At 73.9% G+C, this 21,065-nt stretch carries 22 protein-coding genes and 1 pseudogene; 12 read left to right on the plus strand and 11 right to left on the minus strand.

What is annotated here, in order from left to right:
* Positions 1 to 167 precede the first annotated feature (167 nt).
* Both ACRRSS_RS33940 and mshA read right to left on the minus strand, forming a co-directional pair.
* On the minus strand, positions 168 to 683 hold the full coding sequence (locus ACRRSS_RS33940) for a YbjN domain-containing protein (RefSeq protein ID WP_435974824.1): 516 nt from the start codon (positions 681 to 683) through the stop codon (positions 168 to 170).
* Positions 676 to 2,043 (minus strand): D-inositol-3-phosphate glycosyltransferase, encoded by a 1,368-nt coding sequence (mshA, locus tag ACRRSS_RS33945; RefSeq protein WP_435974825.1) that lies wholly within the window; start codon positions 2,041 to 2,043, stop codon positions 676 to 678. Before mshA ends, ACRRSS_RS33940 begins: the two co-directional genes overlap by 8 nt.
* Before the next feature lie 265 nt (positions 2,044 to 2,308).
* Between mshA and ACRRSS_RS33950 the strand changes: the two genes are divergently transcribed.
* From ACRRSS_RS33950 to ACRRSS_RS33960, 3 genes are all read left to right on the plus strand, one after another.
* Positions 2,309 to 3,103, plus strand: coding sequence for a class I SAM-dependent methyltransferase (locus ACRRSS_RS33950; protein ID WP_435974826.1), 795 nt, complete (start codon positions 2,309 to 2,311; stop codon positions 3,101 to 3,103).
* A 406-nt stretch (positions 3,104 to 3,509) separates the two neighbouring features.
* Positions 3,510 to 4,559, plus strand: coding sequence for a C40 family peptidase (locus tag ACRRSS_RS33955; RefSeq protein WP_435974827.1), 1,050 nt, complete (start codon positions 3,510 to 3,512; stop codon positions 4,557 to 4,559).
* A 527-nt stretch (positions 4,560 to 5,086) separates the two neighbouring features.
* Positions 5,087 to 6,322, plus strand: coding sequence for a PP2C family protein-serine/threonine phosphatase (locus ACRRSS_RS33960; RefSeq protein ID WP_435974828.1), 1,236 nt, complete (start codon positions 5,087 to 5,089; stop codon positions 6,320 to 6,322).
* 221 nt (positions 6,323 to 6,543) lie between these two features.
* Here the strand turns inward: ACRRSS_RS33960 and ACRRSS_RS33965 are convergent, their stop codons facing one another.
* The 3 genes from ACRRSS_RS33965 to ACRRSS_RS33975 form a co-directional block, all read right to left on the minus strand.
* Positions 6,544 to 6,885: a DUF2516 family protein gene (locus ACRRSS_RS33965; RefSeq protein ID WP_435974829.1), complete on the minus strand. Its 342-nt coding sequence runs from the start codon at positions 6,883 to 6,885 to the stop codon at positions 6,544 to 6,546.
* 90 nt (positions 6,886 to 6,975) lie between these two features.
* The gene (locus ACRRSS_RS33970; protein ID WP_435974830.1) at positions 6,976 to 7,566 is read right to left on the minus strand and encodes a hypothetical protein; all 591 of its coding nucleotides are present in this window, start codon (positions 7,564 to 7,566) and stop codon (positions 6,976 to 6,978) included.
* Positions 7,567 to 7,620: 54 nt separating this feature from the next.
* Positions 7,621 to 8,094, minus strand: coding sequence for a helix-turn-helix domain-containing protein (locus tag ACRRSS_RS33975; protein WP_435974831.1), 474 nt, complete (start codon positions 8,092 to 8,094; stop codon positions 7,621 to 7,623).
* A gap of 88 nt (positions 8,095 to 8,182) precedes the next feature.
* Here ACRRSS_RS33975 and ACRRSS_RS33980 point away from each other — a divergent pair, with 88 nt between their 5' ends.
* The 3 genes from ACRRSS_RS33980 to ACRRSS_RS33990 all read left to right on the plus strand — a co-directional run bounded on the left by ACRRSS_RS33980 (position 8,183) and on the right by ACRRSS_RS33990 (position 10,096).
* Entirely contained in the window at positions 8,183 to 8,578 is a 396-nt protein-coding gene (locus ACRRSS_RS33980) for a helix-turn-helix transcriptional regulator (protein ID WP_435974832.1), read from the plus strand.
* Between the two features lie 152 nt (positions 8,579 to 8,730).
* Positions 8,731 to 9,147 carry a VOC family protein gene (locus tag ACRRSS_RS33985; protein ID WP_435974833.1) on the plus strand — a complete coding sequence of 139 codons (417 nt, stop codon included), beginning with the start codon at positions 8,731 to 8,733 and terminating at the stop codon, positions 9,145 to 9,147.
* A gap of 472 nt (positions 9,148 to 9,619) precedes the next feature.
* Complete coding sequence (locus ACRRSS_RS33990; protein WP_435975494.1) at positions 9,620 to 10,096, plus strand: DinB family protein; 477 nt, start codon at positions 9,620 to 9,622, stop codon at positions 10,094 to 10,096.
* A gap of 43 nt (positions 10,097 to 10,139) precedes the next feature.
* Here the strand turns inward: ACRRSS_RS33990 and ACRRSS_RS33995 are convergent, their stop codons facing one another.
* Positions 10,140 to 10,730 carry a hypothetical protein gene (locus tag ACRRSS_RS33995; protein ID WP_435974834.1) on the minus strand — a complete coding sequence of 197 codons (591 nt, stop codon included), beginning with the start codon at positions 10,728 to 10,730 and terminating at the stop codon, positions 10,140 to 10,142.
* A gap of 83 nt (positions 10,731 to 10,813) precedes the next feature.
* Between ACRRSS_RS33995 and ACRRSS_RS34000 the strand changes: the two genes are divergently transcribed.
* The 3 genes from ACRRSS_RS34000 to ACRRSS_RS34010 all read left to right on the plus strand — a co-directional run bounded on the left by ACRRSS_RS34000 (position 10,814) and on the right by ACRRSS_RS34010 (position 13,886).
* Positions 10,814 to 11,299, plus strand: a complete 486-nt coding sequence (locus tag ACRRSS_RS34000; protein WP_435974835.1) for a MarR family winged helix-turn-helix transcriptional regulator — start codon at positions 10,814 to 10,816, stop codon at positions 11,297 to 11,299.
* 146 nt (positions 11,300 to 11,445) lie between these two features.
* Positions 11,446 to 12,936 carry an MFS transporter gene (locus tag ACRRSS_RS34005; protein WP_435974836.1) on the plus strand — a complete coding sequence of 497 codons (1,491 nt, stop codon included), beginning with the start codon at positions 11,446 to 11,448 and terminating at the stop codon, positions 12,934 to 12,936.
* Positions 12,933 to 13,886: a helix-turn-helix transcriptional regulator gene (locus ACRRSS_RS34010; protein WP_435974837.1), complete on the plus strand. Its 954-nt coding sequence runs from the start codon at positions 12,933 to 12,935 to the stop codon at positions 13,884 to 13,886. Before ACRRSS_RS34005 ends, ACRRSS_RS34010 begins: the two co-directional genes overlap by 4 nt.
* 603 nt (positions 13,887 to 14,489) lie before the next feature.
* Here the strand turns inward: ACRRSS_RS34010 and ACRRSS_RS34015 are convergent.
* Positions 14,490 to 14,705: pseudogene (locus tag ACRRSS_RS34015) on the minus strand (TetR family transcriptional regulator); the annotation flags it as partial.
* The gene (locus tag ACRRSS_RS34020; protein ID WP_435974838.1) at positions 14,702 to 15,496 is read right to left on the minus strand and encodes a TetR/AcrR family transcriptional regulator; all 795 of its coding nucleotides are present in this window, start codon (positions 15,494 to 15,496) and stop codon (positions 14,702 to 14,704) included. The pseudogene ACRRSS_RS34015 and the gene ACRRSS_RS34020, both read right to left, overlap by 4 nt.
* Positions 15,497 to 15,633: 137 nt before the next feature.
* On the opposite strand from ACRRSS_RS34020, the gene ACRRSS_RS34025 reads away from it, so the two are divergent.
* A complete protein-coding gene (locus tag ACRRSS_RS34025; protein ID WP_435974839.1) occupies positions 15,634 to 16,611 on the plus strand; it encodes an ATP-binding cassette domain-containing protein in 978 nt (325 codons plus the stop codon).
* Positions 16,604 to 17,479, plus strand: coding sequence for an ABC transporter permease (locus tag ACRRSS_RS34030; protein ID WP_435974840.1), 876 nt, complete (start codon positions 16,604 to 16,606; stop codon positions 17,477 to 17,479). Before ACRRSS_RS34025 ends, ACRRSS_RS34030 begins: the two co-directional genes overlap by 8 nt.
* 26 nt (positions 17,480 to 17,505) lie before the next feature.
* Here the strand turns inward: ACRRSS_RS34030 and ACRRSS_RS34035 are convergent, their stop codons facing one another.
* Together ACRRSS_RS34035 and ACRRSS_RS34040 are read right to left on the minus strand one after the other, a co-directional pair.
* Complete coding sequence (locus tag ACRRSS_RS34035) at positions 17,506 to 18,750, minus strand: GNAT family N-acetyltransferase (RefSeq protein WP_435974841.1); 1,245 nt, start codon at positions 18,748 to 18,750, stop codon at positions 17,506 to 17,508.
* Positions 18,751 to 18,808: 58 nt separating this feature from the next.
* Positions 18,809 to 19,429 (minus strand): RsiG family protein, encoded by a 621-nt coding sequence (locus tag ACRRSS_RS34040; RefSeq protein ID WP_435974842.1) that lies wholly within the window; start codon positions 19,427 to 19,429, stop codon positions 18,809 to 18,811.
* 139 nt (positions 19,430 to 19,568) lie between these two features.
* Here ACRRSS_RS34040 and dtd point away from each other — a divergent pair, with 139 nt between their 5' ends.
* A complete protein-coding gene (gene dtd, locus ACRRSS_RS34045; protein ID WP_435974843.1) occupies positions 19,569 to 19,994 on the plus strand; it encodes a D-aminoacyl-tRNA deacylase in 426 nt (141 codons plus the stop codon).
* Positions 19,995 to 20,079: 85 nt separating this feature from the next.
* Here dtd and ygfZ read toward each other — a convergent pair whose 3' ends face one another.
* Entirely contained in the window at positions 20,080 to 21,060 is a 981-nt protein-coding gene (ygfZ, locus tag ACRRSS_RS34050; protein ID WP_435974844.1) for a CAF17-like 4Fe-4S cluster assembly/insertion protein YgfZ, read from the minus strand.
* Between the last annotated feature and the right edge of the window lie 5 nt (positions 21,061 to 21,065).

Raw genomic sequence — 21,065 nt, forward strand, 5'->3', positions numbered from 1 at the left:
GCGCCGACGGGAAGGGGCCGGTGGCGCGGGGCCGGTGATGAGGGACCGGCGGTGTGGCGAGGGGCCGGTGGGAAGGGACCGGTGGTGAGGGGTTCCGCAGGGGCTCCGCGGGGCTCCGCGGGGCTCCGCGGGAGGATTCCGCCGGGGGGCGGGGCTGCGGGGAGAGGTCAGTCGGCCGGCTTCTCGGGCGGCGGCGTCCGGGTCAGGTTCTTGAACGCGTCGAGGTTCCGGGTCGACTCGCCCCGCGAGACCCGCCACTCGTACTCGCGCCGGATCGCCGAGGCGAACCCCAGCTCCAGGAGGGTGTTGAAATCGCCGTCCGCCGCCTCCAGGACCGAGCCGAGCAGCCGGTCCAGCTCCTCGGGCGTGACCGCGGAGAGCGGCAGCTTGCCGGCGAGATAGACGTCACCGAGGGCGTCGACCGCGTAACTCACCCCGTAGAGCTTGAGGTTGCGTTCGAGCAGCCAGCGGTGGACGCCCGCCTCGTTCTCGTCCGGGTGGCGGATGACGAAGGCGTTGAGGGAGAGCGAGTGGCGGCCGGTGCGCAGCGAGAGCGTCGTGAAGAGCTTGCGCGTGCCGGGGAGTTTGACCACGTAGGAGCCCGGTTCGGGGGACTCCCACTCCAGTTCCGCGTCCTTGAAAGTGTCCTCGACGATCCGTCGGACGTCCTCAGCCTCAGCCATGGTGGGAGCGTACGCGACGGCGGTTCTCCCGCAGCCGATGGTCGTGCACGGCGGCCGTGTACACGTCCGCCGTACCCGAGGCCGCCGTGTCCCAGCCGAACGAGCCGGCGTGCCGGGCCGCCGCCGCGCCCATCGTGGCCGACAGCGACGGATCGGCCACGAAGCGGCCGAGGGCGCGGGCGTAGTCCACCGGATCGTGGCCCTGGACGAGGAAGCCGGTCTCGTCGTCCCGTACGGCCACGGGCAGACCGCCCACCGCCGCCGCGACGACCGGGGTGCCGGCCGCCTGCGCCTCTATGGCGACCAGGCCGAAGGACTCGCTGTACGAAGGCATGACCAGGACGCTCGCCGCGCGGAACCAGTCGGCGAGCCGGTCCTGGCCCACCGGCGGGTGGAAGCGCACGATGTCCGCGATCCCGAGCCGGGCCGCCAGCTTCTGCAGCCCCTCCGGCTTCGCGAGGCCGCTGCCGCTCGGGCCGCCGACCACCGGAACGATCATGCGCGAGCGCAGCGAGGGATCCTGGTCGAGGAGCACCGCCGCGGACCGCAGAAGGATGTCCGGGGCCTTCAGCGGCTGTATACGGCCGGCGAAGACCGGGATGAAGGCGTCCTGCGGCAGCCCGAGCCGGGCGCGGGCGGCGGCGCGGCCGTCGGCGGGGCGGAAGTGGTCGAGGTTGACGCCCGGGTGGACGACCGCGATCTTGCCGGGGTCCGCCTCGTAGAAACGGGCGAGCTCGTCGGCCTCCTCGGCCGTGTTGGCGATCAGCCGGTCGGCGGCCGAGACGATCTGCGTCTCGCCGATCACGCGGGCCGCGGGCTCGGGCGTGTCCCCCTCGGCCAGCGCCGCGTTCTTGACCTTCGCCATGGTGTGCATGGCGTGGACGAGCGGGACGCCCCAGCGCTCGGCGGCGAGCCAGCCGACATGACCGGAGAGCCAGTAGTGGGAGTGGACGAGGTCGTAGTGGCCGGGACGGTGGCCCGCCCACGCCTGCATCACGCCGTGCGTGAAGGCGCAGAGCTGGGCCGGCAGCTCCTCCTTGGCCAGACCCTCGTACGGACCGGCGTCGACGTGCCTGACGAGGACACCGGGGGTCAGCTCGACGACCGGGGGCAGACCGCCGGTCGTGGCCCGGGTGAAGATCTCCACCTCGATGTCGATGGCGGCGAGACGTTTCGCCAGCTCGACGATGTAGACGTTCATACCGCCCGCGTCGCCTGTGCCCGGCTGGTGCAGCGGGGAGGTGTGGACACTGAGCATGGCCACGCGGCGCGGGGTGCGGTTCCGGCCGGGGAGCCGGAGCCTGCTCGGCGCCGGGTGCCGGTGCCGGGTACCGGCGAACCGGGACACGTACTGGCTCACGTCGGCGGTCCTTCCGCTCGAGGGCAGTGTCGTCAGGCATGACGGCGGGAGGACGTGGTGCGCCCTCCGGCTCCGACAACAGCGGAATGCCCTCTTTCATTTCCACCGTGGGGGCCCCTTTGCCAATTAATTACCGGGTGCCCGGTCGGCGGGCGGGCCCTTGGTGGGCAGGGCGCGCGGGTGAAGGGCCCGCGGGTGACGGCGAGGCCCCCGGGCCGCCGCGCTCCCCGGCCGGGGCCCGACCCGCACCCCTTACGCTCTTCGCATGGCCCCGCGCACCACCCGCCCCGTCGGCACCCCGACCCGCGGGACCACCAACCCCAACCGTCTGCGCCGTATGGACCGCTGGATCGCCGCCGTCCACGGACCCGCCCTGCGCCGCTCCCCCGAGCCGCCGCTCGCCGTGGACCTCGGATACGGGGCCGCCCCCTGGACCGCCGTCGAACTCCTCGCCCGGCTGCGGACCGCCGAACCCCGCACCCGCCTCTACGGCATCGAGATCGAACCCGCCCGCGTCGAGGCCGCCAAGCCGTACGAACACGAGGGCCTCTCCTTCCTGCACGGCGGCTTCGAGGTGCCGGTCCCCGGCGAGGTCCACCTCATCCGCGCGGCGAACGTGCTCCGCCAGTACGACGAGGAGCAGGTCGCGGCCGTCTGGAACCGGCTGTGCGGGCGGCTCGCCCCCGGCGGGCTGCTCGTGGAGGGCACCTGCGACGAGATCGGGCGCCGGCACGTGTGGGTGGCGCTCGACCGGAGCGGGCCGCGCACCGTGACCTTCGCGACCCGGCTCGGCTCCCTGGAGCGCCCCTCGGACCTCGCGGAGCGGCTGCCGAAGGCGCTGATCCACCGCAACGTGCCGGGCGAGCCGGTGCACGCGTTCCTGCGGGACTTCGACCGGGCGTGGGCGGCGGCCGCCCCGTACGCCTCGCTCGGCGCGCGGCAGCGGTGGATCCGCGCCGCCCGCGACCTGGCGGCGGACTGGCCGCTGACGGACGGCCCCCGACGGTGGCGCCAGGGCGAGCTGACGGTGCGGTGGGAGGCGCTGGCACCTCGGGGGTGAGGGGGCAGCCCCCCGGTGCGCCGGCTCCTCGGGCGGAGCCGTACCTCCGGCGGAGCCGTACCTCCGGCGGTGGCTCCTCTGGAGGAGCCGTACCCCCGTGGCGCCGACACCTCGGGCGGAGCCGTACCCCCGTGGCGCCGACACCTCGGACGGAGGGCCGCGGCGTCGGCGTCTCAGTGCGAGGCCGCTTCCCCGTTGTGGCCCCGCGGGCCTCGCTTTCCCCAACTCCCGCTGAATTTCCCGTACGCCGGGAACGCCACGCGCACATCGCTCGTCCCCCCTGGGGGGAACAGGCCCGACAGGCCCCGGTTTCCCCTGTCGCTTTGCGGTTTCGCATGGCACTATCGCCAAGGTCACCGCCAAGTTACTGACGGTAAATCAGATGTGGTCACTCGAGGGGGAGCTCGTGAACAGACGCCGCCACGCCACCGCCGCGATCACCGTGATCTGCGCCCTGACCGTGCTGGCCTCTCCCGCACTGACCCTCCAGGCCGCCGCCGCGCCCCTGCCGCCCTCCCCTCCGAAGAAGAGCCTGGAGGAGGTGCGCAAGGAGATGGACACCCTGTACCGGCAGGCCGCGGTCGCCACCGACGCGTACAACCTCGCGGAGGAGAGGACCAAGGAGCAGTCCGCGGAGATCGTCCGGGTCGCCCGGATGATCGTGGAGGGCCGCGAGAAGATCGAGGACCTCAAGGCCAAGGCCGGCGCCGCCGCCCGTGCCCAGTACCGCAACGGCGGACTGCCCGACGGCGCGCGGCTCGTCCTCACGAACGACCCGCAGCTCTTCCTCGACGCCGCCGGACGCCTCAAGGACGGGGCGAAGGCCACCACGGACCTCCTCGGTGAGATGACCCGCACCCAGGCCCAGTTGGACGTCTACGCCAAGGAGGCGGGCGTCAACTGGACGCGGCTGGAGGCCAACCGCGTGCGGCAGGCCGCGGCAAAGAAGGAGATCAACGACAAGATCGCCGCGGCCAAGAAGCTGGAGTCCGAACTCGCCGCCGAGGAGCGGGAGCGGCTGCGGCGCCTTGAGGAGCAGGCGCAGCAGAAGGCCCAGACGACCTGGCTCGGCACCGGTGCCCTCACCGGCCTGACGGCGGACGCGACGCCGGAGGCCGAGAAGGCGATCGCGTACGCCACGGCCCAGATCGGCAAGCCGTACGGGTGGGGGGACGAGGGTCCGCGCGCGTACGACTGCTCGGGCCTGACCCAGAGCGCGTGGGCCTCGGCGGGGCGGCCGATCCCGCGCACCTCGCAGGAGCAGTGGCGCCTGCTGCCCCGCGTGGACATCAAGGACATGAAGCCGGGCGACCTGATCGTCTACTTCAAGGACGCGAGCCACATCGGGATGTACGTCGGCAAGGGCACGATCGTGCACGCGCCGCGTCCGGGCCGGAACATCACGCTCGCGGGGGCGGGCTCGATGGAGATCCTGGGAGTCGTCCGCCCGATGTGACGGAGTCACGTGGGCCGCCCCGCCCGGCGCGAGGACGGAACGACGACGCCGCCGCCGGCGATGCACCGGACCGGACGGCGCCGTACCAAACCGGACCGGACGGCGCCGCACCAGGACGGACCGCGCAGGCACCTGACCGGACCGCACCGAACGTGGGATGCCCCGGCTTCAAGGGGCGGGGACGGCGGCGACGTGACGGAGTCCACGCGCCGAAGCGGAACCGGGAAACCTCACCCGGCGTGACCTTTCTCATTGCCCCGGGGCCGCCCGGTCGGCCCTCCGGGGGCAAGTACCTCCCCTTCCGCGGCATATGCCAACACCGACGCGACCGCCCGCCCCCTGACCACCATTCCGCTGCGCACCGCCCTACCGCTATGGTCCGGGACGGGCGGGGCGCCACCCGGCGCCCTGCGCACCCTCGGGGGGAGGGAAGGAAACCCGGACCGATGCCCGTATCCCCACCGCGGCAGAGAAACGTCTCTGCCGATGCGGGACCCGGCGAAGCCACCGCTACGGACGCCACCGCCATGGACGCCACCGCTATGACAGGCACAGTCACCGGCACCGACCGCACCGATCTCACTCTCCTGGTCGTCGAGGACGACCCGGCGGGTTCCCTCGCCGTGCCCGAACTCCTCGACGCGGCGGACGCCGCCGGCACCCGGGTCCGCATCCGTACCGCCCGCAACCTCACCGAGGCCGAGCGGCTCCTCACCGACGACGTCCACTGTGTCCTCGTCGACCTCTCCCTGCCCGGCCCCCGGGCCGCCGCCGGCGACGACCCGCTCGCCCCGCTGCGGCACATCCTGCGCCTCGCCCCGCGCCACGCCGTCCTCGCCCTCGCGGCCTCCGCCGACGCGGAGCTGGCGGCCGAGGCGGTACGCGTCGGGGCCCAGGACCACCTCTTCCGCGAGGAACTCGACGGGCGCCTGCTCAGCCGGGCCATCCGGTACGCGGTCGAGCGCAAGCGGGCCGACGCCGTCCAGGTCAAGCTGGCCGAATCCCGGCTCAGGGCCCAGGAGAACGCCCGCCTCGAACGCGGCCTGCTCCCCACACCCCTCCTGGAGGGCTCCGACCTGCGGTTCGCCGCCCGCTACCGCCCCGGCCGCTCGCGCGCCCTGCTCGGCGGCGACTTCTACGACACGGTGCGTACGCCCGACGGCACCGTCCACGCCATGATCGGCGACGTCTGCGGGCACGGCCCCGACGAGGCCGCCCTCGGCGTCGAGCTGCGGATCGCGTGGCGGGCCCTGACCTTCGCGGGGCTGTGCGGGGACGAGCTGCTGTCGACGATGCAGCAGGTCCTGGAGCACGAGCGGGAGAGCGAGGAGATCTTCGCGACCCTCTGCACCGTCGACATCGCGCCCGACGGACGCCGGGCGGGCCTGTGCCTGGCCGGCCACCCCTCGCCGCTGATCGCCCGGCAGGGGCGGACGGCCCGGCTGCTGCCGTACGAGGACGGCGGCCCGGCCCTCGGCCTGCTGCCGCGCGCCCGCTGGCCGCGCCGCCAGGTGGAGCTCGGCGGGTCCTGGAGCCTGCTCATGTACACGGACGGACTGATCGAGGGGCGCTCGGCCGGACCCGGCTCGCCGCGGCTCGGCCAGGACGGGATGGTCGCGATGATCAACCGGCAGCTGGCCGCGGGCCTGCGGGGCGAGGAGCTCCTGGAGGCGGCGGTGACGGAGGTCCGGTCGCTGAACGGCGGCGAGCTGACGGACGACGTGGCGGTCCTGGCCCTGGAAAGGGACAGGACCCGGGGCTGAGCCCCGGGTCCCGCTGTCGGTCACTTATTCGATCGGCCACCGGCTTTTGTCGTGGCCCGGCCACGAGTCCTCGTCGTGGCCCCGGCCACCGGCCCCGGCCGTCGTCATCGTGGCCCCGGCCACCGGCCCCGGCCGTCGTCATCGTGGCACCGGCCACCGGCCCCGGCCGTCGTCGACGGGTCGGCCACCTGCCGCCCTCGTCCCGTCGTACGACCGGTCGGCTACCTGCCGCCGTTGTAGGGGCCGTACGGTCCGTCGCTGCTGGAACCGCCGCCCCGGCGACCCCCGCCGCCCGAGACCTGCTGGAGCGCCGGACGGACGTCCACCATGAAGACGATGGCGGCGATCACCCCCGCGATCTGCAGGAACAGCATCGGGAACAGCAGGTTCAGGGCGAGGTTGACGCCCAGGACGATCAGCCAGAACTTCTTCGTCTGCTTCTCGGCGGCGCGGTACGCGTCCTCGCGCGCCAGAGCGGCGAAGACGAGCGCGGCGACGGCGAAGCCGGTGAAGATCAGGAACATCACCAGGGAAAGAAGGGAGTCGAATCCCTCGCGCAACATGCTGAGCACCGCCTAGAGAAGAGAGGGGAAGAGCGCCTCGCGGTCAAGGTACCCGTTCCAACGCCCCGGGTACCCCCTATGGTGCCCGCCCTACTCCTTCTCGGCGGCGACGGTCGCCTTCTTGACGGGCGCCTTGCGGGCGGTGGTCTTCCGGGCGGGCGCCTTCTTGCCCTCGGCGGCGTCGGCGGACCCGTCCGAGGCGGCGGGCGCGTCGGCGGACTCCGCCGTGTCCTCGGCCCTGGTCTCGTCCGGCTCGACGACGACGGCGATCTCGACGATGTCCTCGGCGACCTCGCCACGCCAGGCCTTGACGGCCTCCTCGCCGTGGGCGGCGACCTCCTCGTACTTCTCACGCGCCTTCACGGCGTACTCGGCGGCGACGCCGACTCCGCGCAGGGCGAGGTCCTGGGCCGTCTCACCGAGCTTCTTGAGGTCCGTGTCGAGACCGCCGACGACATCGGCGAACTTCGACTGCACGGTGGCCTGGGCCTCCTTGGCCTGCGCGGTCACCTTCTCCTGCACGACCTTCGGATCGGTGTTCCGTACGGCCTCGATGCGGGCGGGCGCCTCGGCGGCGAGCTGCTCGATGAGGCCCGGCACCTTCCTGGCCTGCTGCGCGACGAGGTCGGCGGTGCCGGCGGCGAAGTAGAGAGGGGTACGCAGTTCGTCGATGATGGCCATGCTGGTGGTCCTCCCGGATGTGGCGTACGAGCGAGTGGCTGGTGCGGCGAGCGGCTAGGTCAGCGGTGGTTCGGCATCGGGCGCGTCGGCGCGCGCCCCGGCGGGCCGGGCGGCGGCCTCGTCGGCCGCTGCCGTGGCCGCTGCCGCGGCGGCCTCGACGACCTCGGTCGCGGCCGCGGCCTCGGCGGCGTTCTCCTTGCGGAAGGAGTCGTAGATCTGGAGCAGCACCTGCTTCTGCCGCTCGTTGATCGAGGGATCGGCCAGGATGACGGCGCGCGTCTCCAGCTCGTCCCGCTCCTTCTCGTCGAGGATCCCGGCCCGTACGTAGAGCGTCTCGGCGGAGATCCGCAGCGCCTTCGCGACCTGCTGCAACACCTCCGCGCTGGGCTTCCGCAGCCCCCGCTCGATCTGGCTCAGGTACGGGTTCGAGACCCCGGCGGCGTCGGCGAGCTGCCGCAGGGACAGCTGGGCGGTCCGCCGCTGCTCGCGGAGGTAGTCACCGAGATTGCCGACGTTGAGCGATGCCATGCTCCGACCATGCCAGCCATTGCTAACTATTGCAAGCACCTGCTTGCAATAGTCGCCCTGCGCGTCCCCGCGTGCCATGCTGGTGGGCGTGACCCTGGAGGACCTGGTCCGGCTGCGCCGGGCGCGGGACGTGATGGACCGCGACTACGCGCTGCCGCTGGACGTTCCCGCGCTGGCCGGCGTCGCCCTCATGTCGACCGGGCACTTCGCCCGCAGCTTCCGTGCCGCTTTCGGCGAGACCCCGTACAGCTATCTCATGACCCGCCGCGTCGAGCGGGCCAAGGCCCTGCTCCGGCGGGGCGACCTGAGTGTGACGGACGTCTGCTTCGCCGTCGGGTGCACCTCGCTCGGGTCGTTCAGCACCCGCTTCACCGAGCTCGTCGGCGAGACCCCGTCCGCCTACCGGGCCCGCCGCCACGAGGACGGCGCCGCCATCCCCGCGTGCGTCGCCAAGATCCGTACCCGGCCGGTCCGAAAGCCCTGACCGGAGCCCCGCGCCGGAGTCCCTGGACCGGAGTCCCTGGACCGGAGCGCCGGGCCACGAGCCCCGGGCCGTGGAAGCGGCGGCCGGGCGCCGCCACCCATCGGTCAGGATCGGAGAAGCGGATTCCCGCGCCCGGCCGTAGCGTCGACCGCATGAACGTCAAGCTCTCGCAGTGCTTCATCGCAGTCGACGACCACGACAAGGCCCTCGCCTTCTACCGCGACGCCCTCGGTCTCGAAGTGCGCAACGACGTCGGTTTCGAGGGGATGCGCTGGGTGACCGTCGGGTCGCCCGCGCAGCCGGACGTGGAGATCGTCCTCGAACCGCCGCTCGCCGACCCGAACGCCTCCCCCGCCGACCGCCAGGCCGTGGCCGAACTCCTCGCCAAGGGCATGCTGCGGGGCGTGATCTTCTCCACCGAGGACGTCGACGCCACCTTCGAGCAGGTCCGGACGGCCGGCGGCGAGGTCCTCCAGGAGCCGGTCGACCAGCCGTACGGCGTGCGCGACTGCGCCTTCCGCGACCCGGCCGGCAACATGCTCCGGTTCACCCAGCCCCGCGCGACGTGACCGTCCCGACCGAAGCGGTCGAACCGACCCGGCCGACCTGCCCGACGACCGTCCCGACCGAAGCGGTCGAACCGACCCGGCCGACCTGCCCGACCTGACCGACCGGACCGTCGACCGCGCCGTCGCCAGGGCACCGACCGGACCCGTCCGACCACCCCCGCGCGGGCCGAACCTCCCCCTCGCCCCTCCCTGTCGACCGACCGCGTGCCAGCATGGGTCCGACGTCAACGGGGAGGGCAGGCATGCCGGTTGAGCGCGTCCGCTGGGACGTACCGTACGCCGAGAGGGACACGGCCGAGCACGGCCGGGCGCCGTGGGATCCGCCCGCCCGCGCGACCGGGCCCCGCCCCTCCGCCCCCGCGACCGGCGGGCGGGCGTGGTGAGCGCCCGGCGCCGCGCGGAGGTCCTCGACGAGACGGGCAGCCCGGGGCCCCGGCGGTTCTCCGGCCCCGCGACCGGGGACGAGCGGAGCATGCTCGCCGGGTTCCTGGCCGACCAGCGCGCGACGCTCGTGCTGAAGTGCGCGGGCCTGGAAGGGGCACGGGAGGGCGAGTTGGCCCGGCGGTCCGTCGAGCCGTCCACGCTGTCGCTGCTCGGCCTGGTCCGGCACCTCACCGACGTCGAACGCCGCTGGTTCCGGAAGGTGCTGGCCGGGCAGGACGACGCCGGTCCGCTCTGGTCCTCGGCGGAGGACCCGGACGGGGACTTCGACGGCGCGGCGCCCGACGCGGCCTCCGTCGCCACGGCCTGGGAGGCGTGGCGGGAGGCGGTCGACTTCGCCGAGCGCTTCGCGGCCGGGGCGCCGGACCTGGACGTGTCGGGTCACGACGACTGGCGCGGCACGGTCTCGCTGCGCTGGGTCCTGGTCCACATGATCGAGGAGTACGCCCGCCACAACGGCCACGCTGACCTCCTGCGGGAACGCATCGACGGCACCAGAGGCATCTGACCCACCACGTCCGGGCACCCTGCCCCTTCGCCCTCCGGCGCCCTCAGTTCCCCCGCTCCTCCGCCCAGAGGGCGAGCCGCTCGTAGTCCGCTCCGGTGAGTCCGCGGCGGGGGTCGACCCGGTGCAGCAGCGCCCGGCCGGGGTGGTGGGCGGCGACCCAGTCACGGTCGGCCGCGCCGATCTCGTCGTCCACCCAGGCGAACGGCCGCCCGCCGGCCCACGCCAGGAGCGCCGGCGTCTTCCAGTGCGGCCCCGCCACGGATCCGGTACCCACGGCCCCGGGCCCGGCACCCAGCGCACCGAACCCGCCGTGCGCCGACCCGGACCCCGTACCCACCGCCCCGGCCCCGTCGCCCGCCGGCCCGGGCTCCTCGTCCGGCCACCTCACCCACGGCAGTGGGGGCAGGCCGAGGCGCGGGGCGATCCAGGCGTTCGCGTCGTCCTCCCAGGTCGTCGCCCACACCAGTTCGTACGTCAGGGCCGCGAGCCGCGGCCCCTGTGCGGGGTCCAGCCGTGCGAGGAGCGGGCTCACGGACGCGGGCGGCGCGGGCGGGTACGTCGGGTACGCGCCGCCGCTCGCCCCGAAGGGGATCAACGGCCCGTCGACGTCCAGGAAGAGGAGCGGGATGGTCATGGCCTCATCGTGGCCGCACCCGTCCCCCACTCGTCCACTTCGCGATAATCCGCGACGGATCGATCCTCGTTACCCTGGGAACCATGACAGCCATGGCGCCCACCCGCACCGAGCCCGACCTCTCCTACCTCCTCGACCACACCAGTCATGTCCTGCGGACCCGGATGGCCGCCGAGCTCGGCGCGATCGGGCTCACCGCGCGGATGCACTGCGTCCTCGTCCACGCCCTGGAGGAGGAGCGCACACAGGCGCAGCTCGCGGAGATCGGCGACATGGACAAGACCACCATGGTGGTCACCGTCGACGCCCTGGAGAAGGCCGGGCTCGCCGAGCGCCGCCCGTCGAGCACCGACCGGCGGGCGCGGATCATCGCCGTGACCGAGGAGGGGGCGAAGGTCGCCGGGGAGAGTCAGAAGATCGTCGACGGTGTGCACGAGAGCGCCCTCGCCTCCCTCCCCGAGGACGAGCGCACCGTCCTCCTGCGCGCCCTGAACCGCCTGGTCACCGGCCATCTGGAGACCCCGGTCGAGGGCCCGCGACCGGCCCGCCGGGCCCGGCAGCGCGGCTGACCAGGGCCCGGCAACGCGGCCGACCCGAGCCCGGCGGCGCGGCTGCCCCCGGATGACGCCCAAGCCGTCCCGTAAAAAATAGTCTGCAACAAAACCTTCTGCTAATGTCACTCCTGTCGGCCTCCCCGGAACAGGAGTGACCCCGCATGCCCAGATCCATTCGCCCCACCCGCCCCGCCCGCGCCACCGCCCCCTCCCCGCGGCTCGCCCTCGGCGTCCTCGCCACCGGCATGCTCATGACGATCCTCGACGGCAGCATCGTCACCGTCGCGATGCCCGCCATCCAGAGCGACCTCGGGTTCACCCCCGTCGGCCTCAGCTGGGTCGTGAACGCCTACCTCATCGCCTTCGGCTCGCTCCTCCTCCTCTCCGGCCGCCTCGGCGACCTGATCGGCCGCAAGCGGATGTTCCTCGCGGGAACCGGCCTCTTCACCGCCGCCTCGCTCCTCGCCGGGGTCGCCGCCTCGCCCGGCGTCCTCATCGCCGCCCGCTTCCTCCAGGGCGTCGGCAGCGCGATGTCCTCCGCCGTCGGCCTCGGCATCCTCGTCACGCTCTTCACCGTGCCTCGCGAACGCTCCCGCGCCATCGCCGTGTTCAGCTTCACGGGCGCCGCCGGCGCCTCGCTCGGCCAGGTCCTCGGCGGTGTCCTCACCGACGCCCTCACCTGGAACTGGATCTTCTTCATCAACCTGCCGATCGGCGCCGCCACCCTCCTCGTGGCCCTCCGCGCCCTCCCCTCCGACCGCGGTCTCGGCCTCCGGGCCGGCGCCGACGTCATCGGCGCGTTCCTGGTCACCGCCGGTCTCATGACCGGGATCTACGCGGTCGTCAAGATCGATGAGTACGGGGCCGGTTCGGCGCACACCCTCGGCCTCGGGGCCCTCGCGCTCGCCCTCCTCGCCGGTTTCCTCGTCCGCCAGGCGAGGACCGCGAACCCGCTCATGCCCCTGCGGATCCTCCGCTCGCGCAGCGTCGCCGGCGCCAACACCGTCCAGATGCTGATGGTCGCCGCGCTCTTCTCCTTCCAGATCCTCGTCGCCCTCTACCTGCAGAAGGTCCTCGGCTACGGAGCCGCCGGGACCGGCCTCGCGATGCTGCCCGCCGCCGCCGTCATCGGCGCCGTCTCGCTCGGCGTCTCGGCCCGGCTCATCGCCCGCTTCGGTGAGCGGAACGTCCTGATCACCGGGCTCCTGCTGCTCGTCGGCGTCCTCGGCCTGCTGACCCGCGTCCCCGTCCACGCCTCGTACGTCACCGACCTGCTCCCCGTGATGCTGCTGGCCGCCGGATTCGGCCTGGCGCTGCCCGCCCTCACCTCGCTCGCCATGTCCGGGGCCGAGGAGAAGGACGCGGGCCTGGCCTCCGGCCTCTTCAACACCACCCAGCAGATCGGCATGGCGCTCGGCGTCGCGGTCCTCTCCACGCTCGCCGCCGCCCGCACCGGGACCCTCGCCGCCGCCGGCCGGCCCGCCCCCGAGGCCCTGACCGGCGGCTACCACCTGGCCTTCGCCGTCGGCGCCGGTCTCCTCCTCGTCGCCCTGGCCATCGCCGTCACCGTCCTGCGGCGCTCCACCGCCCACCGGCCGGAGGCACAGGAGCTGCCGGAGCCCGCGAAGGCCCCGGCGACAATGACCCCATGAGAGCCGACCGACTCGTCGCCGCCCTGCTCTACCTCCAGACCAGGCAACGGGTCACCGCCGCCGAACTCGCCGCCGAACTGGGCGTGTCCGAGCGCACCGCACGCCGGGATCTCGAAGCGCTCGCGAGCGCCGGGATCCCGGTGTTCTCCCAGGCGGGCCAGGGCGGCGGCTGGTCCCTCGTCGGCGGTGCGCGTACCGACCTGACCGGTCTGACCGCCCCGGAGATCCGCGGCCTCTTCCTCCTGGCCGGCCCCGACTCCGACGCGAGCCCGCAGACCAGGACCGCCCTGCGGAAGCTCGTACGGGCCCTGCCCCCGCCCCTCCGGGAAGGCGCCGAGGCCGCCGCCCGCGCCGGGGTCTCCGACGGCGCGGACTGGACGGGGACGGAGACGGAGGAGGCCCTGCTCGCACCGGTCCAACGGGCGGTGGTCGAGGCCAGGGAGGTCAGGATCGGGTACGCGCGGCCCGGCCGGGAGCCCCGCGAGCGGACCGTCAGCCCGCTGGGGATCGCCGCGAAGTCGGGGGTCCGCTACCTCGTGGCGGACACGGAGCACGGCCTGCGGACCTTCCGGATCGGCCGGGTCACCTCCGTGACCGAGACCGGCGCCCCCGCCGTACGGCCCGAGGGCTTCCACCTGCCCACCGCGTGGCGGGCGCTCGCCGCCCGGATGGAGGACCGGATGGTCGCGGCGACGGTACGCGGCCGGGCCGCACCCGGCACGGAGGCGGTCCTGGAGGGCCTGCTCGGAGGGCGGATACGGTACGGGGAGCGCGCCCCGGACGGCTGGACGGCCATCGAGGCCGACGGCCCCTCCCCCGAGGTGATCGCCGCCCGACTGGCCGGCCTCGGCGCCCGCGTGGAGCTCCTCGACCCGCCCGAGGCCCGGGCCGCCCTCGCCCGCGTCGGCGCCGAACTCACCGCGCTGTACGGGGAGACCGCCGGACCGTGACCCCCGCTCGCGCGTCACCCGGGCCCCGGCCCCAGCCACTCCGGCAGCTCCCCGTACTGGCTCACAGCGCGGGGAAGCCGGTGCGGAGGGATCAGTACGGGAGCCCGTCCCGCAGCAGACGGAAGGCCAGCCCGCCTCGGCGACCGCGTCCGCCTCCACCGCGTCCGCGGTCTCCCCGCCCGCGATCCGGGCCGCGTTCTCCTCCGCGAGGACCCGGAGCACGGTCACGATCTGCCCGGCGGCGAGCCGCGCTTCCGGCCCGGCGACGGCCGCCGGCCCCTCCGCGTCACCCGCGAGGGCGGCCGCGAGGGCCGCCTCGGCCCGCACCCGGTAGGCGTGGAGCCGGCCGACCAGTGCCGGTGTGCCGTACAGGAGCCGCAGGTACGCCAGGACCGACGGGTGGTCGCTGAGACCGGTGACCGGGTCGCGCCGGGCGAGCCCGTCGAGCAGGTGCGCGTACAGCGCGTCGAGGGGCGCCGTGCCCGCCCTGCGCCCTTCGGTCACCACCCGGGCCGACTCGTCCTCGTGATCGGCGAACCGGTGGAGAACGAGGTCCTCCTTGGCGGGGAAGTACCGGAAGAGGGTCGGCTTCGAGACCCCGGCGGCGGCGGCCACCTCCGCGACCGAGACACCGTCGAAGCCCCGCTCCAGGAAGAGCGCGACGGCCGCGTCCGACAGGGCCTGCCGGGTGCGCGCCTTCTTCCGCTCGCGCAGCCCGGGAACGGGGGCGGCGAGAGCGGGGGCGCGGGCGGCGGATTCGCGGGCGCCGGAAGCGGGAGCCGCTGAGTCGGGAGCGGCGGGGCCGCTGGGTCGGGTCACGAGGAACGTCCTTCCACCAGCACCGCGACCCCGTCCAGGATGCGGTCGAGACCGAAACGGAACTCGGTCTCGGGGTCGTCCGCGACGTCCAGCACCCCCGACTCCAGCAGCCGCGCCACCGCCGGATACCTCTCCGGGTCCGCGAGCCGCCGCAGGGTGTGGCCGTAGCGGGCCAGCACCTCGCCCGCGTCCGTACCGCCGGCCGCGATCGTGGCGGCGAGATCGGCCGTGATCAAGGCCTCGTTCTTCACGAAGCCGCCGACCAGCAGGGTCACCGAGATCTTGGCGCCCTCGTCGAGACCGGCGCCCTCCAGGGCGACGAGGGCCTTCTCCCACCAGGCGACCATGTGCGGGGTCGCGGGCGGCCCGGAGACCGGGATCCGCAGCATCCAGAGGTTGCGGTGGTAGACCTCGCGCAGCGCCCAGGCCCAGGCCTCCATCGCCTCGCGCCAGCCGGTGCCGGGCGGGAAGAGCTCGGGCGGGGCGCCCGTGGCGGCCTCCTGCATGAGGACGTACAGCTCGCTCTTGGCGGAGACGTACCGGTAGAGCGACATCGGCGAGGAGCCCAGCTCCTTGGCGACCCGGCCCATGGAGACGGCGTCGAGCCCCTCGGCGGAGGCGAGGGAGACGGCCGCCCCGACGATCCGGTCCAGCGTCAGGCCCGGTTTCGGCCCCTTCGAGGGGCGCTCCCGCAGCCCCCACGCCGCCTCGATGCTGGGCGGCAGGAAGGTCCCGCCGCCGCCCCCGCTCCCGCCGCCGTCCGCGCCGTTCCCGCCGTCGTCGCCCGCCATGACCCGCCGCCTCCGCACCTCACCCGCTGTCCACGCTTGACGCCCATCCTAGTAATGCGTAACCCTTACACAGTAACGCGTATGCCATACGCAGTGCTGATCCCGCCACGACCTCCACCGGCCCAGGGAGTCCGCCCATGTCACCTCCGGCAGTCGAAGCCACCGGCCTCACCAAGACCTACGGGGGCGTCCGCGTCCTCGACGCGCTCGACCTCCACGTCGCACCCGGTACCGTCTTCGCCCTCCTCGGCCCCAACGGCGCCGGGAAGACCACCACCGTCCGCATCCTCGCCACCCTCACCAGGCCCGACGCCGGGCACGCGCGCGTGGCCGGGCACGACGTCGTGACCGCGCGCTCCCGGGTCCGCCGCGCGATCAGCCTCACCGGACAGTTCGCCGCCGTCGACGAGACCCAGACCGGTGCCGAGAACCTGTGGACGGCGGCCCGGCTCTCCGGCCTCTCCCGCCCGGCGGCCGCCCGGCACGCCGCCGAACTCCTCGAACGGTTCGGCCTCACCGAGGCCGGCGGCCGTCTGGCGAGGACGTACTCGGGCGGCATGCGCCGCCGCCTCGACCTCGCCGCCGGCCTCGTCCGCGATCCCGGCGCGACCCGGGTGATGTTCCTCGACGAACCGACCACCGGGCTCGACCCGCGCAGCCGCCAGGAGCTGTGGGAGGTGGTCCGCGAACTCTCCGCCGAAGGCACGACGGTCTTCCTGACCACCCAGTACCTGGAGGAGGCCGACCGGCTCGCCGACCGCGTCGCGGTCCTCGGCAGGGGCCGCGCCCTCGCCGAGGGCACCCCCACCGGACTCAAGGCCCGGTACGCCACCCACCGGCTCGACCTCGTCGCACACGACCCGGAGAGCTACCTGCGCCTCACCGCCGAGGCCGGAGCCATGGCCCGGACAGCCGCCACGGACCCCGCCGTGACCCACGAACCCGGGACCCGCACGCTCGGCGTCCCCACCGACGGCAGCGCCGCCCACGTACGCGCGCTGCTCGACGCGCTCGACCCCCGGCGCCGGGACATCGCCCGCTTCACCCTGCACACGGCCACGCTCGACGACGTCTTCCTGACCCTCACCGCCGACCAGGAGCCCCGCCATGTCTGACAGCCTCACGGCCGGCGTCTCCGGCAGCGCCACGGGCAGCGCCACGGGCAGCGCCACGGACAGGCCCGCCGGCAGTCCCACCGGCGGCTCCGCGAGCGGCCTCACCGGCGGCCTCACCACCGGGTTCACCGCCGCGAGCACCCTCGCCGGGCGCGGCATCCGGATCAGCCGCCGCAACCTCGACGCCGTCATCACCTCGATGATGATGCCGATCATGCTGATGCTGGTCTTCGTCTACTTCTTCGGCGGGGCCATCGACACCGGCACCCGGTACGTCACCTACGTCGTCCCCGGCGTCCTGGTCCTCTGCGCCGGATTCGGCGCGGCGAGCACCGCCGTCACCGTCAGCGAGGACATGCGGCGCGGGGTCGTCGACCGCTTCCGCACGCTCGACGTCGGCGGAACGCCGTTCCTCGCCGGACACGTCGCCGCCACCGTCACCCGCAACGCGCTCTCCACGACCCTCGTCCTCGGCGCGGCCTTCGCCATCGGCTTCCGCCCGACCGCCACACCCGGCGGCTGGCTCGCCGCGATCGGGCTGCTGCTCGCCTGGATCACCGCCGTCTCCTGGCTGTCGGCGGCCCTCGGACTCGTCACCAGGACGGCGGAGGCCGCCGGAGCGATCACCTTCTTCATGATGTTCCTGCCGTACCCGAGCAGCGCGTTCGTGCCGATCGACACCATGCCGAGCTGGCTGCACGGCTTCGCCGAGCACCAGCCGGTGACCCCGCTCATCGAGTCGATGCGCGGCCTGCTGCTGGACCGGCCGGTCGGCGACTCCCCGTGGACCGCCCTGGGCTGGTGCGCGGCCCTGCTGACCCTGGCGCTCGCCGCCTCCCACCTCCTCTTCCGCCTCCGGACCCGCTGACCTCCGTACGGAAGCCGGCGCGAAGGTCAGAAGATGTCGGGCGAGAAGGGCCGCAGCGGGGTGCGGAACAGCAGGTCGGCGCGGGCCGCCGCACCCGCCGTCAGCTCGTCGACGCGCCCGAGCCGACCGAGCCGTACCGCCGACTCGTCCCCGAAGGCGAGGACGCCCAACTCGGCGATGTCGAAGGCGAGATCGGCGGACTCGGTGGTACGGACACAGGAGACGCCGTCCGGGGAGGCGTCCAGGCGGTAGCGCCCACCGGCGAACCCGTCGCCGTCCCGCAGATCGAGCACGAGCCCGTCCGCCACCGGGTACGTCCGGCTCTCCAGGACCCGGACGACGTCCAGGACCCGGACCCACAGCATGTCCACATGGGTCAGCGTCCGCGCGGCGCGCGGGTCCGGCAGCAGCATCGGCAGCGGGTCGTCGGGCGCCCGGTAGCCGGAGCGGACGGTGGCGATCCAGTCGACGGAGCAGAGGTAGAGCCACAGGGCGCGCTCGGCGGCCGGGGTGAAGGCGATCAGGTCCCGCACGGTCGCCGTGTTCACGGGCTGCTTGGCGTCGTCCCACTTGTCGTCGGCCGTGTAGGACACGTACCCCTCGACCTCGCCGGACTCCCCGCGGTACAGCGCGTAGTACGGCTCCCGCCACGGCTCGCCCTGCGCGCCGAGTCCGGTGCCCACGTCCCAGCCTCGGGTGGTGCGGTCGGTCACCCCGGCGCGGACGCCCGCGAGCCGGCGGTGCACCTCGGGCCCGACCTCGCGGATCTCCTCGGCGTCGGTCAGGTCGATCCGGCCGCCGCCCTCCGGCCGTCCCGAGCGGCGCGGGTCGAGCCCGGCGCGGCGCACGTCCACGCTCCACTCGGTGCTCCAGCTCGCCGCGCCGAAACCGAACCGTCCGTAGATCGGGTACTCGGCGGCGATCAGGGTCGCGATCGCGTCGCCCCGTTCCCTCGCGGCGGCCAGGTCCTCGGACATCATCCGGCTGAGCAGCCCGCGCCTGCGGTGCGTCGGGGAGACGGTGACCTGGGTGATCGCGTCGGCGGTGACACCGCCGCCGCCGACCGTGCTGACCTCCTGCCGGAACGAGCGGAAGGTGGCGACGATCCGGCCCCGGTCGAAGGCCCCGAGCGTCCGCCCGAGGTCGACGTGGGGCAGCCGGTCGGCGATCTCCTCCTCGGACACGACGGGCGGGCGCAGGAACCCGGTACGCAGGGCCCGGTTCCAGTCGGGGAACTCGGACTGCGTCACCGCGCGTACGTCGACAGTCATCCCTCGACCCTACGCACGGCCCGCACGCACCCGCACGCGAGTTTCCGGGTGCCGCGCCTCAGGCCAGCAGGTCGTCGACCTGCGCCTCGCCCTCCCGGTAGCGGCGGGCGATCTCCGCGCTGCAGTCGTCGGCGGTCCGCTGGAGGTGCTGGCGGCGCCGGGAGACCTGCTGCTCGTACCCGGCGAGCCGTCCCATCGCCGTGTGCAGCTCGTCGTCCGTGCGGGCCGTCAGGTCCGACAGCTCGACCTCCGACAGCATCTCGGCCGCGAGCCGCCGGTACTCCTCGCTGCGCGGCGTCGACAGCGTCACGTGCCGGGCAGAGGTGCGGTGCCGCGAGGGCACGTCGGCGAGGATCTCGGAGAGCCGGTCGAGGACCGGGGCCTCCGGGTCGGTCCGCCGCGCCAGCTCGGCCCGGAGGATGTCGATCCGGCCCTGGAGCATCCGCCGTACGTAACTCAGGTCCGCCTCGTCGCTCTGGGCGTCCCGGCGCAGCCCGCGCAGCTCGGGCAGGCGCAGCGCGCCGAGCTCCGGCCGGGGCCGGTCCGGCAGCGCCGGTTCGGCGGTGCGCTGCACGGGTGGGCGGGTGCCCGGGCCTCCGCCCGGTCCACCGCCCCGGGTTCCGGCGCGGATCAGCGGTACGGGACCGGACGGCGTCGGCCCGGTGCCAGGTGCACTCATGAGAATCGTCCCCTCGACCGGTGCGGAGCCGCACCGCCTGACACGCATGGTGCCACTCCTGCACGGGCACGTGCAGGCGCTCTGCACCCGTTCGGCCCCTCATCCGTCGGACTGGGGGTCTCTCGGTAGGTTGGGGCGCATGCGAGCTGTGGTGCAGAGGGTCGACGGCGCGAGCGTCGTCGTCGCAGGGGAGACCGTCGGTGAGATCACCGGCGAGGGGTTGTGCGTGCTGGTCGGGGTGACCCATGACGACACCCCGGAGAAGGCTGCCCGATTGGCCAGAAAACTCTGGTCCGTCCGGGTACTGGACGACGAGAAGTCGTGCTCCGACGTGAACGCGCCGCTGCTCGTGATCTCTCAGTTCACGCTCTACGGCGACGCCCGCAAGGGCCGCCGCCCCACCTGGAACGCGGCCGCGCCGGGCCCGGTCGCCGAACCCCTGGTCGACGAGGTGGTGGCCCGGCTGCGCGAACTGGGCGCCCACGTGGAGACGGGCCGCTTCGGAGCGGACATGCGCGTCTCCCTCACGAACCACGGCCCGTTCACGGTGCTGCTGGAGGTCTGACGCCACGGCCGCCGCCGAACGCCCGGCGCAGCTGCCCGTGGTCCGGCCGCCGGGCGGCCGGGCGGCCGGGCCATCCAGCGGAGTCCTACGGCTCGACGACGGTCTCCTGCGCCGCGGCCGTCGTACCGGCGATCAGCGGGGCGTCCACCGGGACGTTCCGCTTCACCAGGGCCAGGGCGATCGGACCCAGCTCGTGGTGGCGGACGGCGCTCGTCACGAAACCGAGCTGGCGGCCCTCCTCCCCGTCGGCCGCGAGCCGCAGCGGGGTGCCGTGCGGGGGCAGCAGGACCTCGCTGCCGTCCAGGTGCAGGAAGACCAGGCGGCGCGGCGGCTTCCCCAGGTTCTGCACCCGGGCGACGGTCTCCTGGCCCCGGTAGCAGCCCTTCTGGAGGTGGACGGCGCTGCCGATGAGGCCGACCTCGTGCGGGATGGTCCGGTGGTCGGTCTCGAAGCCGAGCCGCGGCCGGTGCCCCTCGACGCGCAGCGCCTCGTACGCCAGCATCCCGGCGGCCGGCCCGTGCGAGCCGGCGAAGGACTCCAGGTCGGCACGGGGCAGGAACAGGTCGCGGCCGTACGGGGTCTCCCGTACGACGGCACCCTCGGGGATCTCGGCGATGGAGCCGGCCGGGAGGTGGACGACCGCGATGTCGTCCGTACGGTCGGCGACCTCGACCCGGTAGAAGAACTTCATCGACTCCAGGTACGCGACGAGCTCCTCCCGCGTCCCCGGCTCGACGTGCGCCCACACCGTCTCGCCGTCGTCGACGAGGTACAGGGCGTGCTCGATGTGCCCGTTCGCGGAGAGCACCAGCGCCTCGGTGGCCTGTCCGGGCGCCAGATCGGTCATGTGCTGGGTGACGAGCAGGTGGAGCCAGCTCAGCCGGTCGTCGCCGGTGACGGCGACGACACCGCGGTGTGAGAGGTCGACGAAACCGAGTCCGTCGGCGAGGGAACGCTGCTCGCGGAACAGGTCGCCGTAGTGCGCGGCGACACCTTCGTCGCGGCCTTCCGCGGCGACGGCGCCGGGAAGGGACAGCAGAGGGCTGGTCGTGGAATGTCGCTGCATGGGGA

Origin of the sequence: Streptomyces sp. Qhu_M48, from assembly GCF_051305195.1 — a bacterium.
Taxonomy (GTDB): domain Bacteria; phylum Actinomycetota; class Actinomycetes; order Streptomycetales; family Streptomycetaceae; genus Streptomyces.

What these genes read in the sequence shown, in the direction of transcription:
- ACRRSS_RS33940 (WP_435974824.1), bottom strand. Translation starts at nt 683, where the DNA reads ATGGCTGAGGCTGAGGACGTCCGACGGATCGTCGAGGACACTTTCAAG.
- ACRRSS_RS33950 (WP_435974826.1), top strand. Translation starts at nt 2,309, where the DNA reads ATGGCCCCGCGCACCACCCGCCCCGTCGGCACCCCGACCCGCGGGACC.
- ACRRSS_RS33960 (WP_435974828.1), top strand. Translation starts at nt 5,087, where the DNA reads ATGGACGCCACCGCTATGACAGGCACAGTCACCGGCACCGACCGCACC.
- ACRRSS_RS33965 (WP_435974829.1), bottom strand. Translation starts at nt 6,885, where the DNA reads ATGTTGCGCGAGGGATTCGACTCCCTTCTTTCCCTGGTGATGTTCCTG.
- ACRRSS_RS33970 (WP_435974830.1), bottom strand. Translation starts at nt 7,566, where the DNA reads ATGGCCATCATCGACGAACTGCGTACCCCTCTCTACTTCGCCGCCGGC.
- ACRRSS_RS33975 (WP_435974831.1), bottom strand. Translation starts at nt 8,094, where the DNA reads ATGGCATCGCTCAACGTCGGCAATCTCGGTGACTACCTCCGCGAGCAG.
- ACRRSS_RS33985 (WP_435974833.1), top strand. Translation starts at nt 8,731, where the DNA reads ATGAACGTCAAGCTCTCGCAGTGCTTCATCGCAGTCGACGACCACGAC.
- ACRRSS_RS33990 (WP_435975494.1), top strand. Translation starts at nt 9,620, where the DNA reads ATGCTCGCCGGGTTCCTGGCCGACCAGCGCGCGACGCTCGTGCTGAAG.
- ACRRSS_RS33995 (WP_435974834.1), bottom strand. Translation starts at nt 10,730, where the DNA reads ATGACCATCCCGCTCCTCTTCCTGGACGTCGACGGGCCGTTGATCCCC.
- ACRRSS_RS34000 (WP_435974835.1), top strand. Translation starts at nt 10,814, where the DNA reads ATGACAGCCATGGCGCCCACCCGCACCGAGCCCGACCTCTCCTACCTC.
- ACRRSS_RS34005 (WP_435974836.1), top strand. Translation starts at nt 11,446, where the DNA reads ATGCCCAGATCCATTCGCCCCACCCGCCCCGCCCGCGCCACCGCCCCC.
- ACRRSS_RS34010 (WP_435974837.1), top strand. Translation starts at nt 12,933, where the DNA reads ATGAGAGCCGACCGACTCGTCGCCGCCCTGCTCTACCTCCAGACCAGG.
- ACRRSS_RS34020 (WP_435974838.1), bottom strand. Translation starts at nt 15,496, where the DNA reads ATGGCGGGCGACGACGGCGGGAACGGCGCGGACGGCGGCGGGAGCGGG.
- ACRRSS_RS34025 (WP_435974839.1), top strand. Translation starts at nt 15,634, where the DNA reads ATGTCACCTCCGGCAGTCGAAGCCACCGGCCTCACCAAGACCTACGGG.
- ACRRSS_RS34030 (WP_435974840.1), top strand. Translation starts at nt 16,604, where the DNA reads ATGTCTGACAGCCTCACGGCCGGCGTCTCCGGCAGCGCCACGGGCAGC.
- ACRRSS_RS34035 (WP_435974841.1), bottom strand. Translation starts at nt 18,750, where the DNA reads ATGACTGTCGACGTACGCGCGGTGACGCAGTCCGAGTTCCCCGACTGG.
- ACRRSS_RS34040 (WP_435974842.1), bottom strand. Translation starts at nt 19,429, where the DNA reads ATGAGTGCACCTGGCACCGGGCCGACGCCGTCCGGTCCCGTACCGCTG.
- dtd (WP_435974843.1), top strand. Translation starts at nt 19,569, where the DNA reads ATGCGAGCTGTGGTGCAGAGGGTCGACGGCGCGAGCGTCGTCGTCGCA.
- ygfZ (WP_435974844.1), bottom strand. Translation starts at nt 21,060, where the DNA reads ATGCAGCGACATTCCACGACCAGCCCTCTGCTGTCCCTTCCCGGCGCC.